Origin of the sequence: Zymomonas mobilis subsp. pomaceae ATCC 29192, assembly GCF_000218875.1 — a bacterium.
Lineage (GTDB): Bacteria > Pseudomonadota > Alphaproteobacteria > Sphingomonadales > Sphingomonadaceae > Zymomonas > Zymomonas pomaceae.
This window is the reverse complement of record NC_015709.1, coordinates 788,959-808,976: the sequence shown is the minus strand read 5'-3', so window position 1 is coordinate 808,976 and position 20,018 is coordinate 788,959. Positions and strand designations below refer to the sequence as shown.

At 48.3% G+C, this 20,018-nt stretch carries 30 protein-coding genes; all 30 read left to right on the top strand.

All coding sequences use genetic code 11. The features are described 5' to 3' along the window. The first annotated feature begins 39 nt into the window (after positions 1-39). The 30 genes from ZYMOP_RS03650 to rplO all read left to right on the top strand — a co-directional run bounded on the left by ZYMOP_RS03650 (position 40) and on the right by rplO (position 19,821). Positions 40-834, top strand: coding sequence for an RcnB family protein (locus ZYMOP_RS03650; protein ID WP_252507443.1), 795 nt, complete (start codon positions 40-42; stop codon positions 832-834). Between the two features lie 347 nt (positions 835-1,181). Further along, complete coding sequence (locus ZYMOP_RS03645) at positions 1,182-2,483, top strand: pyruvate dehydrogenase complex dihydrolipoamide acetyltransferase (RefSeq protein WP_013934006.1); 1,302 nt, start codon at positions 1,182-1,184, stop codon at positions 2,481-2,483. Then, the gene (locus tag ZYMOP_RS03640; RefSeq protein WP_013934005.1) at positions 2,483-2,923 is read left to right on the top strand and encodes an acyl-CoA thioesterase; all 441 of its coding nucleotides are present in this window, start codon (positions 2,483-2,485) and stop codon (positions 2,921-2,923) included. The genes ZYMOP_RS03645 and ZYMOP_RS03640 overlap by 1 nt, the downstream gene beginning before the upstream one ends. A 49-nt stretch (positions 2,924-2,972) precedes the next feature. Then, entirely contained in the window at positions 2,973-4,373 is a 1,401-nt protein-coding gene (gene lpdA, locus ZYMOP_RS03635) for a dihydrolipoyl dehydrogenase (RefSeq protein WP_013934004.1), read from the top strand. An 11-nt stretch (positions 4,374-4,384) separates the two neighbouring features. Continuing rightward, complete coding sequence (locus ZYMOP_RS03630) at positions 4,385-5,083, top strand: phosphatase PAP2 family protein (protein WP_013934003.1); 699 nt, start codon at positions 4,385-4,387, stop codon at positions 5,081-5,083. 387 nt (positions 5,084-5,470) lie between these two features. Next, a complete protein-coding gene (gene rpsL, locus ZYMOP_RS03625) occupies positions 5,471-5,842 on the top strand; it encodes a 30S ribosomal protein S12 (RefSeq protein ID WP_011240418.1) in 372 nt (123 codons plus the stop codon). 14 nt (positions 5,843-5,856) lie between these two features. Then, positions 5,857-6,327 carry a 30S ribosomal protein S7 gene (rpsG, locus tag ZYMOP_RS03620; protein WP_013934002.1) on the top strand — a complete coding sequence of 157 codons (471 nt, stop codon included), beginning with the start codon at positions 5,857-5,859 and terminating at the stop codon, positions 6,325-6,327. 57 nt (positions 6,328-6,384) lie between these two features. Next, the gene (gene fusA / locus ZYMOP_RS03615; RefSeq protein WP_013934001.1) at positions 6,385-8,457 is read left to right on the top strand and encodes an elongation factor G; all 2,073 of its coding nucleotides are present in this window, start codon (positions 6,385-6,387) and stop codon (positions 8,455-8,457) included. Positions 8,458-8,563: 106 nt separating this feature from the next. Then, a complete protein-coding gene (tuf, locus tag ZYMOP_RS03610; RefSeq protein ID WP_013934000.1) occupies positions 8,564-9,757 on the top strand; it encodes an elongation factor Tu in 1,194 nt (397 codons plus the stop codon). A 104-nt stretch (positions 9,758-9,861) separates the two neighbouring features. After that, complete coding sequence (gene rpsJ / locus ZYMOP_RS03605) at positions 9,862-10,173, top strand: 30S ribosomal protein S10 (protein WP_012817274.1); 312 nt, start codon at positions 9,862-9,864, stop codon at positions 10,171-10,173. A gap of 312 nt (positions 10,174-10,485) precedes the next feature. Then, positions 10,486-11,214: a 50S ribosomal protein L3 gene (gene rplC, locus ZYMOP_RS03600; protein ID WP_013933999.1), complete on the top strand. Its 729-nt coding sequence runs from the start codon at positions 10,486-10,488 to the stop codon at positions 11,212-11,214. Positions 11,215-11,216: 2 nt separating this feature from the next. Further along, positions 11,217-11,843: a 50S ribosomal protein L4 gene (gene rplD / locus ZYMOP_RS03595; RefSeq protein WP_013933998.1), complete on the top strand. Its 627-nt coding sequence runs from the start codon at positions 11,217-11,219 to the stop codon at positions 11,841-11,843. Next, positions 11,836-12,147, top strand: a complete 312-nt coding sequence (locus ZYMOP_RS03590; RefSeq protein ID WP_013933997.1) for a 50S ribosomal protein L23 — start codon at positions 11,836-11,838, stop codon at positions 12,145-12,147. The genes rplD and ZYMOP_RS03590 overlap by 8 nt, the downstream gene beginning before the upstream one ends. Before the next feature lie 4 nt (positions 12,148-12,151). Further along, positions 12,152-12,988: a 50S ribosomal protein L2 gene (gene rplB, locus ZYMOP_RS03585; protein WP_013933996.1), complete on the top strand. Its 837-nt coding sequence runs from the start codon at positions 12,152-12,154 to the stop codon at positions 12,986-12,988. 2 nt (positions 12,989-12,990) lie between these two features. Then, a complete protein-coding gene (gene rpsS / locus ZYMOP_RS03580; RefSeq protein ID WP_013933995.1) occupies positions 12,991-13,266 on the top strand; it encodes a 30S ribosomal protein S19 in 276 nt (91 codons plus the stop codon). Then, positions 13,266-13,646 carry a 50S ribosomal protein L22 gene (gene rplV, locus ZYMOP_RS03575; protein ID WP_013933994.1) on the top strand — a complete coding sequence of 127 codons (381 nt, stop codon included), beginning with the start codon at positions 13,266-13,268 and terminating at the stop codon, positions 13,644-13,646. Before rpsS ends, rplV begins: the two co-directional genes overlap by 1 nt. A gap of 1 nt (position 13,647) precedes the next feature. Continuing rightward, a complete protein-coding gene (gene rpsC / locus ZYMOP_RS03570) occupies positions 13,648-14,343 on the top strand; it encodes a 30S ribosomal protein S3 (protein WP_013933993.1) in 696 nt (231 codons plus the stop codon). 63 nt (positions 14,344-14,406) lie between these two features. Next, on the top strand, positions 14,407-14,838 hold the full coding sequence (gene rplP, locus ZYMOP_RS03565; protein WP_013933992.1) for a 50S ribosomal protein L16: 432 nt from the start codon (positions 14,407-14,409) through the stop codon (positions 14,836-14,838). 2 nt (positions 14,839-14,840) lie between these two features. Beyond that, positions 14,841-15,044: a 50S ribosomal protein L29 gene (gene rpmC, locus ZYMOP_RS03560; protein ID WP_013933991.1), complete on the top strand. Its 204-nt coding sequence runs from the start codon at positions 14,841-14,843 to the stop codon at positions 15,042-15,044. Between the two features lie 12 nt (positions 15,045-15,056). Further along, positions 15,057-15,308, top strand: coding sequence for a 30S ribosomal protein S17 (gene rpsQ, locus ZYMOP_RS03555; protein ID WP_013933990.1), 252 nt, complete (start codon positions 15,057-15,059; stop codon positions 15,306-15,308). A gap of 74 nt (positions 15,309-15,382) precedes the next feature. Further along, positions 15,383-15,754, top strand: coding sequence for a 50S ribosomal protein L14 (gene rplN, locus ZYMOP_RS03550; protein WP_013933989.1), 372 nt, complete (start codon positions 15,383-15,385; stop codon positions 15,752-15,754). Then, positions 15,751-16,071: a 50S ribosomal protein L24 gene (rplX, locus tag ZYMOP_RS03545; RefSeq protein ID WP_215904809.1), complete on the top strand. Its 321-nt coding sequence runs from the start codon at positions 15,751-15,753 to the stop codon at positions 16,069-16,071. The genes rplN and rplX overlap by 4 nt, the downstream gene beginning before the upstream one ends. After that, positions 16,064-16,642, top strand: a complete 579-nt coding sequence (rplE, locus tag ZYMOP_RS03540) for a 50S ribosomal protein L5 (protein ID WP_013933987.1) — start codon at positions 16,064-16,066, stop codon at positions 16,640-16,642. Before rplX ends, rplE begins: the two co-directional genes overlap by 8 nt. A 43-nt stretch (positions 16,643-16,685) precedes the next feature. Further along, the gene (rpsN, locus tag ZYMOP_RS03535) at positions 16,686-16,991 is read left to right on the top strand and encodes a 30S ribosomal protein S14 (protein WP_013933986.1); all 306 of its coding nucleotides are present in this window, start codon (positions 16,686-16,688) and stop codon (positions 16,989-16,991) included. 12 nt (positions 16,992-17,003) lie between these two features. Beyond that, a complete protein-coding gene (rpsH, locus tag ZYMOP_RS03530) occupies positions 17,004-17,399 on the top strand; it encodes a 30S ribosomal protein S8 (RefSeq protein ID WP_011240437.1) in 396 nt (131 codons plus the stop codon). Beyond that, on the top strand, positions 17,399-17,932 hold the full coding sequence (gene rplF / locus ZYMOP_RS03525; RefSeq protein WP_013933985.1) for a 50S ribosomal protein L6: 534 nt from the start codon (positions 17,399-17,401) through the stop codon (positions 17,930-17,932). Before rpsH ends, rplF begins: the two co-directional genes overlap by 1 nt. Continuing rightward, complete coding sequence (gene rplR / locus ZYMOP_RS03520) at positions 17,932-18,288, top strand: 50S ribosomal protein L18 (RefSeq protein ID WP_013933984.1); 357 nt, start codon at positions 17,932-17,934, stop codon at positions 18,286-18,288. Before rplF ends, rplR begins: the two co-directional genes overlap by 1 nt. Then, positions 18,289-18,996, top strand: a complete 708-nt coding sequence (gene rpsE / locus ZYMOP_RS03515) for a 30S ribosomal protein S5 (protein WP_013933983.1) — start codon at positions 18,289-18,291, stop codon at positions 18,994-18,996. It abuts the gene before it with no gap. Between the two features lie 5 nt (positions 18,997-19,001). Beyond that, entirely contained in the window at positions 19,002-19,178 is a 177-nt protein-coding gene (rpmD, locus tag ZYMOP_RS03510; protein ID WP_013933982.1) for a 50S ribosomal protein L30, read from the top strand. Positions 19,179-19,329: 151 nt separating this feature from the next. Next, positions 19,330-19,821 (top strand): 50S ribosomal protein L15, encoded by a 492-nt coding sequence (gene rplO, locus ZYMOP_RS03505; RefSeq protein ID WP_013933981.1) that lies wholly within the window; start codon positions 19,330-19,332, stop codon positions 19,819-19,821. The last annotated feature ends 197 nt before the right edge of the window (positions 19,822-20,018 follow it).

The following is a 20,018-nucleotide window of genomic DNA, read 5'->3' as shown; positions in this document are numbered from 1 at the left end:
AACGTGAAGATAGGGCGTATCATAATGAACTTTCCCACCATGAAGCGATATATACTGGTAGCGATTATCTCGACGGGTATGGCTTTTCCTTTATATGCACAAGGGGGTTCACCTTCGGATAACCGAGGCGATCCTGTGGTAAGGTCAGTAGAAAATGGCTCACCATATTTGATTCCTTCTCGCTCGGGTGGCGACCAAGGGCAAGGCCGTCAGGGTCGAGATGGGCGCGATGGGCGAGACGGGGATTATCGAAATCGGGGTGGGGATTATCGGGACGGCGGCCGTGGTGGTCCCTCTCGTATGAGAATGGGAGGACGGTTGCCCCGACATTGGCGTTCCTATGGTGGTGATTTATCCAACTGGTCTTATTATGGTTTACCTGCGCCCGGTAGAGATCAGCGATGGGTTCGATATTATCAGGATATTTTTTTGGTAGATATGGTGGGCAATATTCTGGCGACTGCTGGTCAAAATGGCGTCGGTTATAATGCCCCTGGGCCTTATAATAATACTTACAATAATAGCGGTTATTATGGTGACGGCAGCTATGGCGGTAATGGGTATCAGAATTATCCTGATAGCAATGGATATAATAGCGGCTATTATGGCAATAATTATGGTTACTATCAAACGGCGCCTAATGCGCCGGAGGCCCCGCAAGCCCCACCAGTTGGAGGTGGCGCGTATGGCAAGTCTCAATATAAGACCCCTGAAGGCGCAGCGGTGTCTCCTGTAACCCAAGATGATGCGAATGGTTGGAGATCTGAGCCATCACAGCAGGGTGGCGTTAGTTATGATGAACGCGAAGAGTACAATAATTATAGTCCTCAATAATTAAAGATGACCATAAATAATAGAAAATATTGTTCCTCATTCTTTAATGAGTCATTTATAGAATGAAATTGATAATTGGAATGATATTTTAAAAGTCATTCCTCGTTTTTTCAAATCCGTGTTCAAATCTATGATAGAATCTACAAGATACTTATCTGATTATTAAATTCTTAGATAAGATCAATTTTTGATCTGTTTTCTTTGATTTTTCTGTTTAGAATGTATTGTTGTCTTCTTTCAAATAGGTGTCGGGTAATATTTAAGATGTTTTTCTGATCCTGTAGGGTAATAAAGGTTTTTTTGCCCTAACAGGCAACAGACGTGAATAGAAAAAGGACCATGTCCGGATGTCGATTGAAGTCAAGATGCCAGCGCTTTCGCCTACAATGACAGAAGGCACGCTTGCTAAATGGTTAGTTAAAGAGGGAGATACCGTTAAAGCAGGCGATATTCTGGCCGAAATCGAAACTGATAAAGCCATCATGGAATTTGAAACCGTTGATGCTGGCATTATTGCTAAAATTTTAGTGCCAGAAGGCACCGAAAATGTTGCCGTCGGTCAGGTCATTGCGGTTATGGCTGAAGCGGGAGAGGATGTGAAATCCGTAGCAGATTCGGCAAAGTCCGCTGCAGAATCATCCCCTGCCCAAGAAAAAGCAGAAGCGTCAGACGGGGCACTTTCTATGGATGCCGCTCTTGAAAAAGCAATCAGTAATGCAAAGCAAGCGGCTGATTCGCCTATTTTTCAAAATTCAGAAAATCTACCCGCGCCTAATCGGATAAAAGCTAGTCCATTAGCTAAACGTCTGGCTAAAAATAATAATGTAGATTTATCAAAAATATCCGGTACCGGCCCGCATGGACGAATCGTCAAGGCTGATATTGACGCTTTTATCCGCCAATCTTCTCCCATATCTTCGCCCAATATTACTGTTTCTGGTGAGGCGTTGAAGCATGCTACACCGCATGAGACGGTTAAACTATCCAATATGCGACGTGTTATTGCCCGCCGTTTGACAGAATCAAAACAAACTATTCCGCATATTTATTTAACCGTTGATGTTAAACTTGATGCACTTTTAGCCCTGCGATCAGAATTAAATGAGGTTTTTTCTGAGAAAAATATTAAAATCTCTGTCAATGATATGCTGATTAAAGCACAAGCCTTAGCTTTAAGAGCCGTCCCAAAAGTCAATGTCGGCTTTGATGGCGATCAGATGTTGCAATTTTCGCGTGCCGATATTTCCGTGGCAGTGTCTATTCCTGGGGGATTGATTACCCCCATTTTAAAAAATGCGGATGGTAAAAAACTGTCTGATCTTTCAGTTGAAATGAAAGATCTGATAGCCCGTGCCCGTGAAGGTCGTTTGCAACCTGAAGATTATCAAGGGGGTACCGCAAGCCTTTCAAATATGGGTATGTTTGCTATTAAACAATTCAGTGCTGTTATAAATCCACCGCAAGCTTCTATCTTAGCTATTGGGGCTGGTGAAAAACGGCCTTGTGTTGTCGATGATGAAATTAGCATAGCTACGCTGGCTACGGTGACAGGTAGTTTTGATCATCGCGTTATTGATGGTGCTGATGGTGCTGTTTTCATGTCGACTTTTAAACGCTTGATTGAAAAACCCTTGGGGATTTTGGCATAATGAGTAATCAAGTCACAAAAACAGAAAATTCTGTGGAATTACCGCCTGCGGGTAGTCCTGAAATTCGTGTCATTGCAATGCCTGCCAACACCAACGCTGATGGCCGAATGTTTGGCGGATGGCTAATGGGCATGTTGGATCAGGCCGCCGGTTTGGTTGCGGCCCGTCATGCTTTAGCGCGCGTTGTTACCGTTGCCGCGGATTCGATTACCTTTCATGCACCGGTTCAGGTTGGTGATGAATTCTCGCTCTATGCCCGCTTAGTCAAAGTCGGGCGAACCTCGATGAAAATCGAAGTCGAAGGCTGGCGGCGTGTGCGCCATGAATTAGAAACTACCAAGGCAATTTCTGGGCTATTTACTTTTGTCGCGATCGGTGAAGATCGTCGACCTTGTCAGGTCCCGCCGATAGGTGAAACGCGCCTCTTGTCGGATAAATAATCCTATAAAGAATGCAGCCCCAGAGAATATAAATTAGGAAGACTCAGGCATGGCCGATGATTTTGATCTTGTTGTTTTAGGTGGAGGACCGGGAGGCTATGTTGCGGCTATTCGGGCTTCTCAACTAAAACTAAAAGTAGCGCTTGTGGAGCGCGTTCATCTGGGTGGCGTGTGTCTTAACTGGGGTTGTATTCCAACGAAGGCTTTGTTGCGTTCGGCTGAAGTTTATCAAGAAATGCTTCATGCTGAAGAGTATGGTTTGACATCCGTTAAGCTTGATTTTGATCTCAATAAAATCATTGCTCGTTCTCGAGAAGTAGCGGCCCGTTTAGCATCGGGCGTTAAAACTTTATTACGGAAGAACAAGGTAACGGTTATCAGCGGGGAAGGGCGTCTCACGGATTCCCGTCAGGTTATTGTCAAAGCCTCTGATGGCACAGAACATACCCTTAAAGCGAAAGATGTTATTGTTGCGACGGGTGCTAGGGCAAGGCAACTTCCAACAGCGCCTGCGGATGGTAAGCGTATTTGGACTTATCACCATGCTTTAAAGCCGCCGATGATGCCAAAACGGTTGTTGGTTATTGGATCTGGAGCTATCGGGATGGAATTCGCAAGCTTTTATGCGGATTTTGGAGCCGATGTTACGATCGTCGAACATGCCCCTCAAATTTTACCGTTAGAAGATGCCGAAGTCAGTGCTTATGTGGCTAAAGCTTTCCAAAAACGGGGTATTCGGATATTAACGAAGTCAACTTTGCATCAATTATCTTCAGATGATGAAGGTGTTACAGCAGATATTGTCGGTGCCGATGGTCAGACATTACAAGAACGCTTTAGTCATGCTATCGTCGCTATTGGGGTAGTCGCCAATGTCGAGGATATTGGTCTTGAAAAGCTAGGCGTTAAACTGGAAAGAGGCTTTATTGCAACCGATGGTTTTGGTCGTACTAATGTAAAAAATGTCTGGGCTATTGGGGATGTAGCAGGTGCGCCTTGCTTGGCGCATAAGGCAAGTCATCAAGGGGTGATTGCAGCCGAAGCCATCGCGGGCATAGAACACGCACGGCCTCTTGATATTCATAATATTCCGGGATGTACCTATGCCCGTCCTCAGGTGGCAAGCGTTGGTCTTACAGAAGAAAAGGCAAGACAACAGGGATTCCAAATTAAAGTCGGGAATTTTCCTTTCATCGCTAATGGTAAAGCTATTGCGCAAGGATCAACCGATGGTTTTGTAAAAACCATTTTTGATAGTGAGACTGGTGCGCTTTTGGGTGCTCATATGGTCGGTGCTGAAGTAACAGAGATGATACAAGGCTATACGGTTGCTAGAACGTTAGAGACAACTGAAGCTGAAATTATGGAAAGTATTTTCCCGCATCCGACACTTTCGGAAGCTATGCATGAAAGTGTCTTAGCTGCCTATGGCCGCGCCCTTCATTATTGAGCGGAGGAATTTTGTCTTTTATTCCCAGCCGCCTGCGTTGCGGTACTATCATATTCTCTGCTACTCTGTGTTTATTAATCGGATGGCTGACCGCATCGAGCGCACCAGGCAAATTTGATCTGGAAATATTGCGCCTAATTGGCGGATTTGCATCCCACCATCAGTGGTTTGCTGATATTGCCCGCCTAGGCAGTTTTGCGGGTAATGTTTCTATTCGTGTAGCCTGCATTCTTGTTACTTTTGTTGTGATGCTCTTTCTGCGAGACCGAGCAGGGGCAATATTTGTTTTAGTCGCTCCGTTGGGAGGATGGGCTTTTTTTTCTTTTTTAAAATGCTTGATAAATCGTCCTCGTCCCTTGATTTTTTTTCATCTTGATCACGTTTCAGGAGCTAGCTTTCCCAGTGGGCATAGCACCAATACTATGATCGTCTATCCGGTTGTCGCCTTGCTTATTAGGCGCCATGGAGGCGGAACATGGTGGATATATCTATCCATTGCTATTGCCTTGTTTGTCGGATTTTCTCGTATTGCTTTAGCTGTTCATTGGCCAAGCGATGTTCTTGGAGGCTGGACCGCAGGATTTGCTTGGTTACTTATCTGCTGTCAAATCTGGGATAGATGGGCGATAAAAGGGAATACCGTATCTCCCCTTCTTGACAAAAATCCTTTGTCATCCACCGTTAATAATTATGAGCAAGATCCACGCTAAAAAGCTATTGGAAATAAGGCTTGTTTGTTCTGATAATTATTCTAGCCTGAAAGATCATATGCCTTTATAGAAAGCATAGCGAAGGCAGAGTGATTCTGTCCGTTGCAATTTCTTTTACTAAAAGGCGTAAATTTGTTGATGGAAAGACTCTTTCCATTGACCGTTGCCGTTATCGTCGCTATAGCGCCCGTCTACTTCCCTGTCGACGGTGAATCTTTGGCGTCAGACGGGTGCGCTTGAACATTGCCAATATACGCTTGTATTTTTTCTGAAAAATCGCGCATCTGGGCTTAGTGTTTTAGTCTAATGCGTCTTAAAATGATCTATTAGGATCGTTACCAGACGTAGTTGTATATTGGTAAAGTAACTCTTGAGGTGAAGGGCTTCATGCCGACGATTAATCAATTGGTCCGTAAGGGCCGTCAGTTACAGAAGGAACGTTCCAAAGTTCCTGCCATGGAGGCAAATCCGCAGAAGCGGGGTGTCTGTACGCGTGTTTATACCACGACGCCGAAGAAGCCAAACTCCGCTCTTCGTAAAGTGGCCAAGGTTCGTCTGACCAATCAACGCGAAGTTATCAGCTATATTCCCGGTGAAGGTCATAACCTTCAGGAGCATTCGGTGGTGCTTATCCGTGGTGGTCGTGTTCGCGATCTTCCTGGTGTGCGTTACCACGTTCTGCGCGGTGTTCTTGATACCCAGGGTGTCAAAGATCGTAAGCAGAGCCGTTCCAAATATGGCGCCAAACGGCCCAAGTAAGAGGTTGAACTGATATGGCACGTCGTCGTCGCCCGGAAAAACGCGAGATTTTACCTGATCCTAAATTTGGGGATGTGGTACTTTCAAAATTTATGAATTCAGTGATGTTAGATGGTAAAAAATCTGTCGCTGAAAGTATTCTTTATTCTGCTCTGGATGCTATCGAAGCGCGCGCTAAACGCGTACCTTTGGAAGTTTTCCATGAAGCGCTCGAAAATGTAAAGCCGGGTATTGAAGTACGCAGCCGCCGTGTTGGTGGTGCAACTTATCAGGTGCCGGTTGAAGTCCGTCCAGATCGTGCGCAGGCTTTAGCCATTCGTTGGTTAATCACCGCTTCTCGTGCGCGTTCTGAACATAGCATGTCTGCCCGTTTGTCGGGTGAGTTGTTAGATGCTGCTAACAATCGTGGCAATGCCGTCAAGAAGCGTGAAGATACGCATCGTATGGCAGAAGCCAACCGTGCTTTCTCGCATTATCGCTGGTAACGGCTTTACCCTATACCGGACAGACAAACATTTGTCCGGTCACGGAGACTAAGGATCATGGCCCGCAAATATCCGCTCGATAAATATCGTAATATCGGTATTATGGCTCATATTGATGCCGGTAAAACGACCACAACCGAGCGTATTCTTTTCTATACCGGTAAGTCTTACAAGATCGGCGAAGTCCATGAAGGCACGGCGACCATGGATTGGATGGAACAGGAACAGGAGCGCGGGATTACGATCACGTCTGCTGCGACTACCTGTTTTTGGAATGATCACCGGATTAATATCATTGATACGCCGGGACATGTCGATTTCACTATTGAGGTCGAACGTTCTCTTCGTGTGTTAGATGGTGCTGTCGCCTGTTTCGATGGGGTTGCCGGTGTTGAGCCGCAATCTGAAACAGTGTGGCGTCAGGCTGAAAAATACAACGTTCCACGTATGTGTTTCGTGAATAAGCTTGACCGTACTGGTGCTAATTTTCTTCGTTGTGTCGAGATGATCAAAGATCGTCTGGGTGCACGGCCTTTGGTTCTTTATTTGCCTATTGGCCTTGAAGGTGACTTTAAAGGTTTGGTAGATCTGGTCGAAAATCGTGCTATTATTTGGCTTGAAGAAAGCCTTGGTGCGAAATTTGAATATCAGGAAATTCCTGATAAGTATAAGGCTGAAGCTGAAGCGGCGCGTGCTGAACTGATCGAAATGGCAGTTGAGCAAGACGAAGCCGTGATGGAGTCTTATCTCGAAGGTACTGAACCAGACGTCGCGACATTGAAGAAACTGATCCGTAAAGGCACCTTGGCACAGGATTTTGTGCCGGTTCTTTGTGGCTCTGCTTTCAAAAATAAAGGCGTTCAGCCTTTATTGGATGCCGTCGTTGACTATCTGCCAAGCCCGCTTGATATTCCGCCAGTTGAAGGCGTGAAGCTTGATGGTGAGACTCGGGATAGCCGCAAGCCATCCGATGACGAACCTTTTTCTGCGCTTGCTTTTAAGATCATGAACGATCCTTTTGTCGGTTCATTAACCTTTGCCCGTATTTATTCTGGTAAACTCACCAAGGGTACCGTTTTAAATTCGGTTAAGGATAAGCGCGAAAAAGTCGGTCGTATGCTTCTTATGCATGCCAACAGCCGTGAAGATATCGAAGAAGCTTATGCTGGCGATATTGTTGCTTTGGTCGGCATGAAAGAAACTACTACGGGTGATACCCTTTGTGCGCCGAATGCACCGATTATTCTTGAACGGATGGAATTTCCGGAACCAGTGATCGAAGTCGCTGTTGAACCGAAAACGAAAGCCGATCAGGAAAAAATGGGGCTTGCCCTCAATCGTTTGGCCGCCGAAGATCCTTCTTTCCGTGTTGCGTCTGATTTTGAATCAGGACAGACGATTATTAAGGGTATGGGTGAACTTCACCTTGATATTCTTGTTGATCGTATGAAGCGTGAATTTAAGGTCGAGGCTAACGTTGGTGCCCCGCAAGTGGCTTATCGTGAATCTCTCGCCCGTCCGGTCGACATCGATTTCACCCATAAGAAACAATCTGGTGGTTCTGGTCAATTCGGTCGCGTCAAGATTAACCTTATTCCGGGTGAGCGCGGTTCAGGCATTGAATTTTTTGACGAAATTAAGGGTGGTAATATTCCTCGTGAATATATTCCTTCTGTCGAAAAAGGTATGCGTGAAACGGCAGAAACAGGTTCTTTAATCGGCTTCCCGATTATCGATTTTGAAATCCATCTGACTGATGGTGCCTACCATGACGTCGATTCTTCTGCTCTTGCCTTTGAAATTGCTGGCCGTGGTGCTATGCGTGAAGCGGCTCAGAAGGCAGGAATCAAATTACTTGAACCTGTTATGCGGGTTGAAGTGATTACTCCGGAAGATTATCTCGGCGATGTGATCGGCGATATGAATTCGCGTCGCGGCCAAATTCAGGGTACCGACACGCGCGGTAATGCCCAGGTCGTTGAAGCGATGGTGCCGCTGGCTAACATGTTCGGCTATGTGAACCAGCTACGTTCCTTTACGCAAGGACGCGCCCAGTATTCTATGCAATTTTCGCATTATGATGAGGTCCCAGCTAACGTTGCGGATGAACTCAAAGCGAAGATGGCTTAATTAAATACTGGCATAAGCCGAAAAATGTCGTTATGAGCGCGCCGCAAGTAGCGCGGCGCGCTCAATGCAACAGTGATAACGAAGCGGTAACAAAAAGAGGTAACTAATGGCGAAAGCTAAGTTTGAGCGGAATAAGCCGCATTGCAATATCGGTACCATCGGTCACGTCGATCATGGTAAAACTACCCTGACGGCAGCTATTACTAAAGTTCTGGCTGAAGCCAATGGTGACAATGTTTTTGTTGACTATGCCAACATTGATAAAGCACCGGAAGAACGCGAACGTGGTATTACCATTTCGACTTCCCACGTTGAATATGAAACTGCGAATCGCCATTATGCGCATGTCGATTGCCCAGGCCATGCTGACTATGTGAAAAACATGATCACTGGTGCCGCCCAAATGGATGGTGCTATTCTCGTTGTGTCCGCTGCTGATGGCCCTATGCCACAGACCCGCGAACATATCCTTCTTGCTCGTCAGGTTGGTGTGCCAGCGCTCGTTGTATTCATGAACAAAGTTGATCAGGTCGATGATCCTGAACTTCTGGAACTCGTCGAATTAGAAATTCGCGAACTTCTTTCCAGCTATGACTTCCCAGGCGATGATATTCCGATCGTTAAAGGGTCTGCTCTCGCCGCTTTGGAAGGTAAGAACCCAGAAATCGGTAAAGAAGCTATTCTTTCTCTGATGGCTGCTGTTGATGAATACATTCCACAGCCGGAACGTCCACTCGACAAAAACTTCCTGATGCCAATCGAAGATGTGTTCTCGATTTCTGGTCGCGGTACCGTTGTAACGGGTCGTGTTGAAACCGGTATCGTCAAGGTCGGTGAAGAAGTTGAAATCGTTGGTCTGCGTGATACCAAAAAGACCACGGTAACCGGCGTTGAAATGTTCCGCAAGCTGCTTGATCAAGGTCAGGCTGGCGATAATATTGGTGCGCTGCTTCGTGGTACGGCTCGTACCGAAGTTGAGCGTGGTCAGGTTCTTGCTAAACCAGGTTCCATCACGCCGCATACTGAATTCAAAGCTGAAGTTTACGTGCTGTCGAAAGACGAAGGTGGCCGTCATACGCCGTTCTTCGCAAACTATCGTCCGCAGTTCTACTTCCGTACCACGGATGTTACCGGTGAAATTACGTTACCGGAAGACGTCGAAATGGTTATGCCAGGCGACAATATCGCCCTCGGTGTGAAGCTGATTGCCCCGATCGCTATGGATCCGGGTCTTCGTTTCGCTATCCGTGAAGGTGGCCGTACCGTTGGTGCCGGTGTTGTGAGCACGATCAACAAGTAATTCGTTAGCTAACCGGTATTATGCCGGTTAGCTCTTTTTTTCTAAGAGGGCGCAAAAGGCTTGGAGTCTTAGCGCCTTCTCGTTCTTTGAAATGGTTAAGGGATATGGATACGCAGAATATTCGCATTCGCCTCAAGGCGTTTGATCATCGTGTTTTAGATCAGGCTACTGGTGATATTGCTGACACAGCTCGTCGCACAGGTGCTCTTATTCGCGGGCCGATTCCCTTGCCAACGCGCATTGAGAAATTCACGGTTAACCGTGGCCCGCATATTGATAAGAAGTCACGCGAGCAATTCGAAGTGCGCACCTATAAGCGCTTGTTGGATATCGTCCAGCCAACGCCGCAGACCGTCGATGCTTTGATGAAGCTTGATTTGGCTGCTGGTGTTGAAGTCGAGATCAAATTAGCCTAAGAGTGCGATAGCCGGCAATATTTTTGCCGGCTTTTCCTTTTTGTCGCGCGACGATATTTTTTTACCCCTCCTTAAAAGGGAAGGGTAGATTTCTATGATGAAATACTATATTCACCGTTGCAGACAAGCAGGGATACCGGCCAGTTTTTAACTGGTGTCATGCGTCCCCGCCTTATTTACTATGTTTCATAGTATACTGGCCCTGGCGGGGGCTTTAATTGTAAAGGGGTCAGCTCCTTCGTCATTCGGGCGTAGGAGCTTTTCGTTTATCATGCTCGCCGCTGTCGCGAGCCTCTGAAGGAGTGACGGATCATGCGTACTGGCGTGATCGCCAAGAAGGTCGGAATGACGCGCCTGTTTCAGGAAGATGGTCGGCATGTGCCGGTAACTGTCCTGAAGCTTGAAGGCGTGCAGGTCGTGGCCGTTAAAAATAAAGATCAGGATGGTTATGTTGCGGTTCAGCTGGGTGCAGGTTCTGCCAAAGCTAAGAACTTGACCAAGCCTGAACGGGGTCATTTTGCAAAGGCCGAAGTAGAGCTGAAAGCAAAGCTGGTTGAGTTCCCCGTCGCTGAAGATGCCGTTTTGGAAGTCGGAACTGCTATTTCTGCTGACCACTTCATTGCAGGTCAGTTAGTGGATATTTCCGGTCAAACCCAAGGTAAGGGTTTTGCCGGTGCTATGAAGCGTTGGGGCTTCGGCGGTTTGCGGGCTACCCATGGTGTGTCTTTGTCTCACCGTTCTCATGGTTCTACGGGTAACCGTCAGGATCCAGGTCGCGTTTTCAAAAACAAGAAAATGGCAGGTCACATGGGTGCCCGTCAGCGTACTCAGCAAAATCTGGAAGTCATTTCCACGGATGTTGAACGCGATCTGATTTTTGTTCGTGGTTCTGTTCCCGGTTCCAAGGGTGCATGGCTGATCGTTCGCGATGCTGTAAAAGTAGCGCGTCCCGCTGAAGCACCGTATCCGGCAGCTGTCAAAGCTGCGAACGGCAACGAGGCTCCGGCTGCACCGGTTGCCGCTGAAGGTCAGGAGGGCTGATCGTGAAAGTTGAAGTTCAGTCCCTCGATGCTTCCCAGAAGGGCAGTATCGAGCTTAATGATGCCGTATTCGATGTCGAACCGCGTGCTGATATCCTGCATCGTGTTGTTACGTGGCAGCTTGAGAAGCGTCGTGCTCCGACTCGCGCTACCCGCGAACGGGCTGATGTTGCTCGCACTGGTAAGAAATTTGGTCGCCAAAAAGGTGGCGGTACGGCTCGTCACGGTGATCGTCGCGCCCCGATCTTTATCGGTGGTGGTAAAGCGCATGGTGCGCGGGCACGGGTTTTTAATCCGTCTCTTAACAAGAAGCTGCGTACCCTTGGGCTTCGTATGGCTTTGTCGTCAAAGGCAAAGGCAGGCGCTCTGATCGTGGTCGATGCTTTGGATGTTGATGAAGCGAAGACCAAGTTCTTGGCTACTCAGATCAAATCTTTGGGTTTTGGCCCGAAAGTATTAGTTGTTGATGGTGAAACGGTGAATGAAAATTTCGCTCGTGCTTCCAGCAACTTGGTTGGTCTTGATGTGCTGCCTGCAATTGGTGCCAATGTCTACGACATTCTGAAACATGACACGCTGGTGCTGACGCGCGCCGCTGTTGAAAAGCTGGAGGCTCGTCTCAATGGCTAAAACTCAGGATGGGGTGGCTATTCGCCACTATGATGTTGTGCTCGGTCCGCATATCACCGAAAAATCAACGATGGTCTCCGAGCATAACGCAGTGGTTTTCAAAGTAGCCGCTGACGCAACCAAGCCTGCTATCAAAGAAGCTGTTGAAGCTTTATTTGGGGTTTCGGTCAAATCAGTGAATACGATTATCACTAAGGGTAAGACCAAAAAGTGGAAAGGCCGTCCTTATCGGCGGTCAGACGTCAAAAAGGCGATCGTGACTCTGGCTGAAGGTCAGTCGATCGACGTGACGACAGGGGTCTAGGACGATGGCTCTTAAGCATTATAATCCGACCAGTCCGGCCCGTCGTGGTCTTATTCTGGTCGATCGCTCGTCTTTGTGGAAAGGCCAACCGGTAAAATCCCTCACGGAGGGGAAAAATAAAACCGGTGGTCGTAATAACAAAGGCCACAGAACTTCACGCGGTATCGGTGGCGGTCACAAGCAAAAATATCGTATCGTCGATTTTAAACGGCGTAAATGGGATATGTCTGCTACGGTTCAGCGTATCGAATACGATCCGAACCGTTCCGCTTTTATCGCGCTTGTTCAGTATGAAGATGAAAGCTTAGCTTACATCTTGGCACCGCAGCGTTTAGGCGTTGGTGATGTTATCATTGCGGCCCGTAAAGCCGATGTGAAACCCGGTAATGCCATGGAAATCGGTCAAGCACCGGTTGGTACCATTGTGCATAATATCGAACTGAAACCAAGCAAGGGTGGTCAGCTGGCTCGTGCAGCTGGTGCTTACGCTCAAATCGTTGGTCGCGATAAGGGTATGGTTATGATTCGCCTGAATTCAGGTGAACAACGCTATATTCGTTCTGACTGCATGGTAACGGTTGGCGCCGTGTCAAACTCTGACAATGCCAATCAGAACTTTGCCAAAGCCGGTCGTAACCGCTGGCTTGGTCGCCGTCCATTGACGCGTGGTGTTGCGAAGAACCCGGTCGATCATCCTCATGGTGGTGGTGAAGGCCGCACATCAGGTGGCCGTCATCCGGTAACGCCTTGGGGTAAGCCGACTAAGGGCGCCCGCACCCGTTCGAATAAGGCGACGGACAAGTTCATTATCCGCTCGCGTCACGCGAAGAAGAAGAGGTAAGCATGGCCCGCTCCGTTTGGAAAGGTCCGTTCGTCGAACTGTCTCTGTTGAAAAAAGCAGAGACGGCTCAGGACAGCAGCAACCGGGCTCCCATCAAGACCTGGTCGCGTCGTTCGACGATTCTGCCACAATTTGTTGGTCTGACATTCACTGTCTATAATGGCCGTAAATTTGTGCCGGTTTCGGTCAATGAAGATATGGTTGGTCATAAGCTAGGTGAATTTGCGCCAACGCGCACTTTCCCAGGCCATGCCGCTGACAAGAAGGGTAAGCGCTAATGTCCAAGCCGCAAGCTCCTCGTCGCGTCGGTGATAAGGAGGCCTTAGCCGTCGCCACCACCGTTCGTGGTAGTCCCTATAAGCTTAATCTTGTTGCAGGTCTTATCCGCGGCAAGAAAGCTGGTGAGGCCTTAAACATTCTTAGCTTCTCCAAAAAGGCGATGGCTAAAGATGTTCGTAAGGCACTGGCTTCTGCTATTGCTAACGCCGAGAATAACCATAATCTCGACGTTGACGCTCTGGTCGTTAAAGAGGCATCGGTCGGTAAATCGATCGTGATGAAACGTTTTGCAACCCGCGCTCGCGGTCGTTCTTCTCAGATCATCAAGCCGTTTTCGCGCATCCGTGTCGTTGTCCGCGAACAGGAAGAGGCTGAATAAGATGGGTCATAAGTCCAACCCGATCGGTATGCGGTTGCAGATCAACCGCACTTGGGATAGCCGTTGGTTCGCCCAAGGCAGCGATTATGGTCAGCTGTTGCTCGAAGATATCAAGATCCGCAAATTCATTATGAAGTCTTTGCCTCAGGCAGCGATTTCAAAAGTAGTGATTGAGCGTCCGGCTAAATTATGCCGTATTTCAATTTATGCTGCCCGTCCCGGTGTTATCATCGGTAAAAAGGGTGCAGATATTGAAAAGCTGCGTAAAAAGCTAGAAGGTATGACCGAAAGCGGTGTCTCTCTGAATATTGTTGAAATCCGTAAGCCGGAAATTGACTCTCAGTTAGTCGCACAGGGTATTGCTGATCAGCTGGAACGGCGCGTTGCTTTCCGTCGCGCCATGAAGCGGGCTGTGCAATCAGCACTTCGTCTTGGTGCTGAAGGGGTAAGAATTACCTGTGGCGGTCGTTTAGGCGGTGCTGAAATTGCCCGTACTGAATGGTATCGTGAAGGTCGTGTGCCTTTACATACGCTACGCGCAAATGTCGATTATGCCGAAGCTGAAGCGCATACCGCTTATGGTGTGTGTGGAATCAAGGTCTGGATCTTTAAGGGTGAAATCATGGCACATGATCCCTTGGCTCAGGACCGGCTGATGGTAGAAGCTCAGACGTCGGGGGTCCGGCCGGCGCGATAAGGGTAACTCCCTTGTCAGCGTCGCCTGATCGACCGGATAATCGGTGTCAGAAGGCGAAGTAAAATGCTGCAACCGAAGCGAACTAAATTTCGTAAGGCCCATAAGGGTCGTATTCATGGTAATGCACCGGGTGGTGCCGCTCTTAACTTCGGAGCCTATGGCTTAAAAGCTATGGAACCGGATCGGATTACGGCACGTCAGATTGAAGCTGCCCGTCGTGCTATTACCCGTCATATTCGTCGGCAGGGACGACTTTGGATCAGAATTTTCCCAGATGTTCCTGTTTCCAGCAAACCTGCTGAAGTCCGGATGGGTTCTGGTAAAGGTGCCCCTGAATTTTGGGTCGCTCGCGTAAAACCCGGCCGTATTCTTTTTGAATTGGACGGTGTTCCGGGTCCAATTGCCCGTATTGCTTTTGAGCGTGCGGCTGCAAAATTGCCCATCAAAGTTAAGGTTGTTGCCCGTTTGGGTGAAACCATATATGAAGAGGCCTAAATATGGCGAAGATTGACGATCTCAAAGTAAAGAGTGACGATCAACTTGCCGTCGAACTGGGTGAAATGAAACGCGAGCAGTTTAACCTGCGTTTTCAGGCGGCCACTGGTCAGCTGGAAAAACCTTTACGGGTTCGCGAAGTGCGTCGCACTATTGCCCAGATTAAGACTTTGCAGGCCGAGCGTCAGCGCTCGGCAACCAAGTAAGGAGTTCTCATCATGCCCAAGCGTGTGCTGACGGGAACCGTGGTCTCTGATAAGACCGATAAAACGGTAGTGGTTTTGATTGAGCGTAAGGTAAAGCATCCTCTTTACGGTAAGATCATCCGCTTGTCGAAAAAATATCATGCTCATGACGAGCAAAATGCCTATCATGAAGGCGAAACTGTGCGTATTGAAGAATGCGCGCCGGTTTCGAAGCTTAAGACATGGCGTGTGCTTGAAAAAGCAGATAAAGCGCCTACAGCTTAATAGTTTTTATTAAGCCCTGTAGGTATAGAGAGGCTTTCCCGGCTAACCCGGGTTTGAAAAGAAGGGTCTAATATATGATCCAGATGCAAACGAACCTTGACGTCGCCGATAACAGTGGCGCGAAGAGGGTGCAGTGCATCAAGGTGCTCGGCGGTTCTAAGCGTCGTACTGCGACTGTCGGCGATGTTATCGTTGTTTCAGTCAAAGACGCTGCACCGCGTGGACGCGTCAAAAAAGGTGACGTCCATCGTGCCGTTATCGTTCGCACTGCCAAGGATATTCATCGGGCTGATGGTTCGGTGATTCGTTTTGACAGCAATGCTGCTGTTCTGATCAATAAAAATAACGGTGAACCGATTGGTACCCGTATTTTTGGTCCGGTGGTACGCGAATTGCGGGCGCGCAACCATATGAAAATTATTTCGCTTGCGCCTGAGGTGTTGTGATGGCGGCTAAGATTAAAAAAGGTGACCGCGTGGTTGTCTTATCCGGCAAGGATAAAGGCAAACATGGCGAAGTAACCCAGGCAATGCCGAAAGAAGGCAAGGTTGTTGTGTCCGGGATCAATATTGTGACCCGTCACCGTAAACCAAGCCAGGCTAATCCACAGGGCGGGTTGGATCGTATGGAAGCACCGCTTGCGGTTTCCAAAGTGGCGATCGAAGATCCAAAAACGGGCAAGGCTACCCGCGTTCGTTTTGAAGTACGCGATGGTAAGAAAACTCGCGTTGCTGTGAAGTCCGGGGAGACGATCAATGGCTGAAGCCTATGTTCCGCGCCTGAAAAAGCAATATGAGGACGAAATCATCAAAGCGATGATTGAAAAGTTCGGCTACAAAAATTCTTTCGAGGTGCCGAAACTTTCTAAGATCGTCCTTAATATGGGTGTTGGGGAAGCGACTCAGGACAAGAAAAAAGTTGACCAAGCAGCTGCAGAAATGGAGCTTATCGCTGGTCAAAAACCTGTCGTTACCCGTGCCAAAAAGTCCATTGCGCAATTTAAACTGCGCGAAGGCATGCCGATCGGTGTCAAGGTGACACTGCGTCGTGAACGTATGTTCGAGTTTTTAGATCGTTTTTTAACGATTGCTCTTCCCCGCGTTCGTGACTTCCGTGGTTTGAACCCGAAATCTTTTGATGGCCGTGGCAACTATGCGACTGGTCTTAAAGAACAGCTGATTTTCCCGGAAATCAGCTATGATCAGGTCTCTACCATCCGCGGTATGGATGTCGTCGTTGCCACTACGGCCAAGACGGATGATGAAGCGCGTGAATTGCTTCGCTTATTCGGCTTCCCGTTTCCGGCTGACACTACACAGAAGAAGGCAGCCTGATTTTATGAATCAGGCAGCTCTTTAAGGAAAGAGAACTTAAGTCATGGCGAAACTGAGTTCGATCAACAAGAACGAAAAGCGCAAAAAAATGGCAAAAGCCTTTGCCGGTAAATATAGCCGGTTGAAAGCTGTTGCTGATGACAAAAGCTTGGATGAGACTGAACGTCTTATTGCCCGGCTGAAAATGGCCGAGTTGCCGCGCAATGCGAATCCTACCCGTATTCGTAACCGTTGCGCCTTAACCGGCCGTCCGCGTGGTTATTATCGTAAGTTCCAGCTTTGCCGCATCCAGTTGCGTGATCTGGCTAATAAAGGCCTGATTCCAGGCGTCACTAAGTCGAGCTGGTAGGGGATATATCAAATGGCATTGTCCGATCCTCTGGGTGATTTGCTCACCCGTATTCGCAACGGCCAGCATGCCCGCAAAGATAGCGTGGTATCACCTGCATCTAAATTACGTGTTCGCGTTTTAGATGTGTTGGCACGTGAAGGCTATATTCGCGGTTATACTGAAGCCAAGCTTGGCAATCATGACGCGCTGCGTATTGAGCTGAAATATTTTGAAGGCCAACCGGCTATTCATCATCTTGCCCGTGTTTCTAAGCCCGGTCGTCGTATTTATTCCGGTTCCCGCGAATTACCGCGCGTCCGTAACGGCCTTGGTATCACGATTGTTTCAACGCCAAAGGGCGTTCTTTCCGATGCAGAAGCACGGGACCAGAATGTCGGCGGTGAAGTTCTGGCGGAGGTGTTCTGATGAGCCGTATCGGTAAAAAGCCGGTGGCTATACCTACGGGCGTCACCGCAAACCTTGAGAATGATACGCTTTCTATCAAAGGCCCAAAAGGCACGCTTACCATGCCTTTATCTTCGGAAGTAACCTATTCTCTTGAAGATGGTCAGCTTTCTGTAAAGCCTGTTAACGATACAAAGCGTTCCCGTTCTTTTTGGGGTATGCAGCGCACTTTAGTGCAAAATTTGATCGATGGTGTGACCGAAGGCTATTCCAAAACCCTTCAGATTACCGGTGTCGGCTATCGTGCCGCAGCCCAGGGTAAAACCCTGAAGCTTCAGCTCGGTTACAGCCATGACATTGATTTTGCTGTACCGGAAGGTATCACGATTCAGACTCCTGAACCGACGACTGTTAATATTTCTGGTATTGATAAACAGAAAGTTGGTCAGGTTGCGGCTGAAATTCGTCGCTGGCGTCGTCCTGAACCTTATAAAGGTAAGGGTATTAAATATGCCGGTGAGTTCATCTTCCGTAAGGAAGGGAAGAAGAAATAATGGCCAAAGGTCTTTCTCTTTTTGAACGGCGCCGTCAGCGCGTTCGTACTGCGCTGCGAGCCAAAGGTAATCATCGTCCCCGTTTATCTGTGCATCGTTCAGGCCAGCATATTTATGCTCAGGTTATTGACGACGCGCAGGGGCGGACTGTCGCTTCTGCTTCCACGCTTGAAAAGGCTGTGAAAGATAAATCAGGTGCCACCGTTACAGCTGCAGCTGAAACCGGTAAGCGTTTAGCAGAACGAGCTTCTGCTGCGGGTATCACCAAGGTTGTTTTCGACCGCGGCGGTTTTTTGTTTCATGGCCGGGTGAAGGCGCTGGCTGATGCTGCCCGTGAAGGCGGATTGGAGTTCTAAATGGCTGACGAAAGCGAAATCCAGAAAACGGAAAATGCCGAAGTTGCCAATGCTGCTAACGGCGCCAATCCGAACAACGAACGGCGTGGTCGCGGTGGACGTGGTCGCGGTGGACGTGGTCGTGACCGTGATGGTCGTGGCCGTCGTGACGATCGGCGTAACGAAGAAGCTGGCGAAGAGCTGATTGAAAAGCTGGTTCACATTAACCGTGTTTCAAAGACGGTTAAGGGTGGTAAGCGTTTTGGCTTTGCTGCACTCGTTGTTGTCGGCGACGGCAAAGGTCGCGTTGGTTTTGGTCATGGTAAAGCACGTGAAGTGCCGGAAGCTATTTCCAAAGCAACGGCCGCTGCTAAGAAAGCGATGATCCGCGTACCGCTGCGTGAAGGCCGCACTTTACATCATGATGGCCGTGGTCGCTTCGGCGCTGGTCTTGTGTATTTGCGTTCTGCACCATCAGGTACCGGTATTATTGCTGGTGGCCCGATGCGCGCAATCTTCGAGAGCTTGGGTGTTGCTGACGTGGTTACCAAATCCGTCGGTACGAGCAATCCTTACAACATGATCCGTGCTACTTTCGAAGCTCTGAATGATCAGAAGAGCCCGAAAGCTGTTGCACAGCGTCGTGGTAAGCGTATTGCAGACCTGTTTGGACGCGGGGGTGCTTCTGCTGCTAAGGCTGAAGCCGATGCCGCTGCGGTCGTGGAGTAAATGTGATGGCGACTATTAAAGTTACTCAGATTGGCTCTCCTATCCGCCGCAGTCCTGACCAGCGTGCAACGTTGGTAGGTCTTGGCCTTAATAAGATGCATCGTACGCGTGAGTTGAATGATACGCCGGATGTCCGGGGTATGATTCGCAAAGTGGCGCATCTAGTTAAGATTGAGAATTAATCTTTTCCTTGTTTTATAGCAGGGAAATATGGCAAAGAACGGCGTCGCCTCGGTAGAGGGACGCTGTTTTTTATTGGGAAGCTATAAAATGCGCAAGTTTAGCTTCCTTTCCAATTTATAAGCGCGTCAAAAGCGAAAGCGAGTGCCCATTATGTCTTTTAAACTTAACGAACTCAAAGATAATGCCGGTTCACGCCAGGATCGCGTCCGTGTTGGTCGTGGTATTGGTTCTGGTCTTGGTAAAACGGCTGGTCGTGGTCAAAAAGGCCAAAAGAGCCGTTCAGGCGTGGCTATCAAAGGTTTCGCTGGTGGCCAGATGCCAATTTACATGCGTCTCCCAAAGCGTGGCTTTAACAATATTTTTGGTAAAGATTATGCCGAAGTCAATTTGGGTGTTGTGCAGAAACTGATCGAAAACGGTCGTCTTGATGCAAATGCACCGGTTGATCATGCTGCTCTTAAAGCGGCAGGGGTTGCCCGAGGTGGTAAAGATGGTGTGCGTCTCTTAGGTAAGGGTGAGATCTCTTCCAAAGTTACGTTCAAGGTTGCTGGTATTTCTAAAGCAGCGCGTGAAGCTGTTGAGAAAGCTGGCGGTTCTGTTGAATTAATTGCCCGTCGCAATGTTGAAAAAGCAGAAGCCTAAGTTGGCAAGGTACCAAGCCTGATTGATGGGATGCGGTCTGCAAGTTGAAATGACTTTGCAGACCGTTTTCTCATGGATGAAAGTAATCTTTCGGTAAAGGCTTGGTTGTCAATTCTGCATTCACCGCTTAAACCACTATGTCCGGTTCCTGAACTTTGGGTTTCAGGAGGTCGTAGAAAAAAAGAATAATTCTCTTT

Coding starts and splice junctions, on each gene's coding strand:
- ZYMOP_RS03650 (WP_252507443.1), top strand. CDS start 40: ATGAAGCGATATATACTGGTAGCGATTATCTCGACGGGTATGGCTTTT.
- ZYMOP_RS03645 (WP_013934006.1), top strand. CDS start 1,182: ATGTCGATTGAAGTCAAGATGCCAGCGCTTTCGCCTACAATGACAGAA.
- ZYMOP_RS03640 (WP_013934005.1), top strand. CDS start 2,483: ATGAGTAATCAAGTCACAAAAACAGAAAATTCTGTGGAATTACCGCCT.
- lpdA (WP_013934004.1), top strand. CDS start 2,973: ATGGCCGATGATTTTGATCTTGTTGTTTTAGGTGGAGGACCGGGAGGC.
- rpsL (WP_011240418.1), top strand. CDS start 5,471: ATGCCGACGATTAATCAATTGGTCCGTAAGGGCCGTCAGTTACAGAAG.
- rpsG (WP_013934002.1), top strand. CDS start 5,857: ATGGCACGTCGTCGTCGCCCGGAAAAACGCGAGATTTTACCTGATCCT.
- fusA (WP_013934001.1), top strand. CDS start 6,385: ATGGCCCGCAAATATCCGCTCGATAAATATCGTAATATCGGTATTATG.
- tuf (WP_013934000.1), top strand. CDS start 8,564: ATGGCGAAAGCTAAGTTTGAGCGGAATAAGCCGCATTGCAATATCGGT.
- rpsJ (WP_012817274.1), top strand. CDS start 9,862: ATGGATACGCAGAATATTCGCATTCGCCTCAAGGCGTTTGATCATCGT.
- rplC (WP_013933999.1), top strand. CDS start 10,486: ATGCGTACTGGCGTGATCGCCAAGAAGGTCGGAATGACGCGCCTGTTT.
- ZYMOP_RS03590 (WP_013933997.1), top strand. CDS start 11,836: ATGGCTAAAACTCAGGATGGGGTGGCTATTCGCCACTATGATGTTGTG.
- rplB (WP_013933996.1), top strand. CDS start 12,152: ATGGCTCTTAAGCATTATAATCCGACCAGTCCGGCCCGTCGTGGTCTT.
- rpsS (WP_013933995.1), top strand. CDS start 12,991: ATGGCCCGCTCCGTTTGGAAAGGTCCGTTCGTCGAACTGTCTCTGTTG.
- rplV (WP_013933994.1), top strand. CDS start 13,266: ATGTCCAAGCCGCAAGCTCCTCGTCGCGTCGGTGATAAGGAGGCCTTA.
- rpsC (WP_013933993.1), top strand. CDS start 13,648: ATGGGTCATAAGTCCAACCCGATCGGTATGCGGTTGCAGATCAACCGC.
- rplP (WP_013933992.1), top strand. CDS start 14,407: ATGCTGCAACCGAAGCGAACTAAATTTCGTAAGGCCCATAAGGGTCGT.
- rpmC (WP_013933991.1), top strand. CDS start 14,841: ATGGCGAAGATTGACGATCTCAAAGTAAAGAGTGACGATCAACTTGCC.
- rpsQ (WP_013933990.1), top strand. CDS start 15,057: ATGCCCAAGCGTGTGCTGACGGGAACCGTGGTCTCTGATAAGACCGAT.
- rplN (WP_013933989.1), top strand. CDS start 15,383: ATGATCCAGATGCAAACGAACCTTGACGTCGCCGATAACAGTGGCGCG.
- rplE (WP_013933987.1), top strand. CDS start 16,064: ATGGCTGAAGCCTATGTTCCGCGCCTGAAAAAGCAATATGAGGACGAA.
- rpsN (WP_013933986.1), top strand. CDS start 16,686: ATGGCGAAACTGAGTTCGATCAACAAGAACGAAAAGCGCAAAAAAATG.
- rpsH (WP_011240437.1), top strand. CDS start 17,004: ATGGCATTGTCCGATCCTCTGGGTGATTTGCTCACCCGTATTCGCAAC.
- rplF (WP_013933985.1), top strand. CDS start 17,399: ATGAGCCGTATCGGTAAAAAGCCGGTGGCTATACCTACGGGCGTCACC.
- rplR (WP_013933984.1), top strand. CDS start 17,932: ATGGCCAAAGGTCTTTCTCTTTTTGAACGGCGCCGTCAGCGCGTTCGT.
- rpsE (WP_013933983.1), top strand. CDS start 18,289: ATGGCTGACGAAAGCGAAATCCAGAAAACGGAAAATGCCGAAGTTGCC.
- rpmD (WP_013933982.1), top strand. CDS start 19,002: ATGGCGACTATTAAAGTTACTCAGATTGGCTCTCCTATCCGCCGCAGT.
- rplO (WP_013933981.1), top strand. CDS start 19,330: ATGTCTTTTAAACTTAACGAACTCAAAGATAATGCCGGTTCACGCCAG.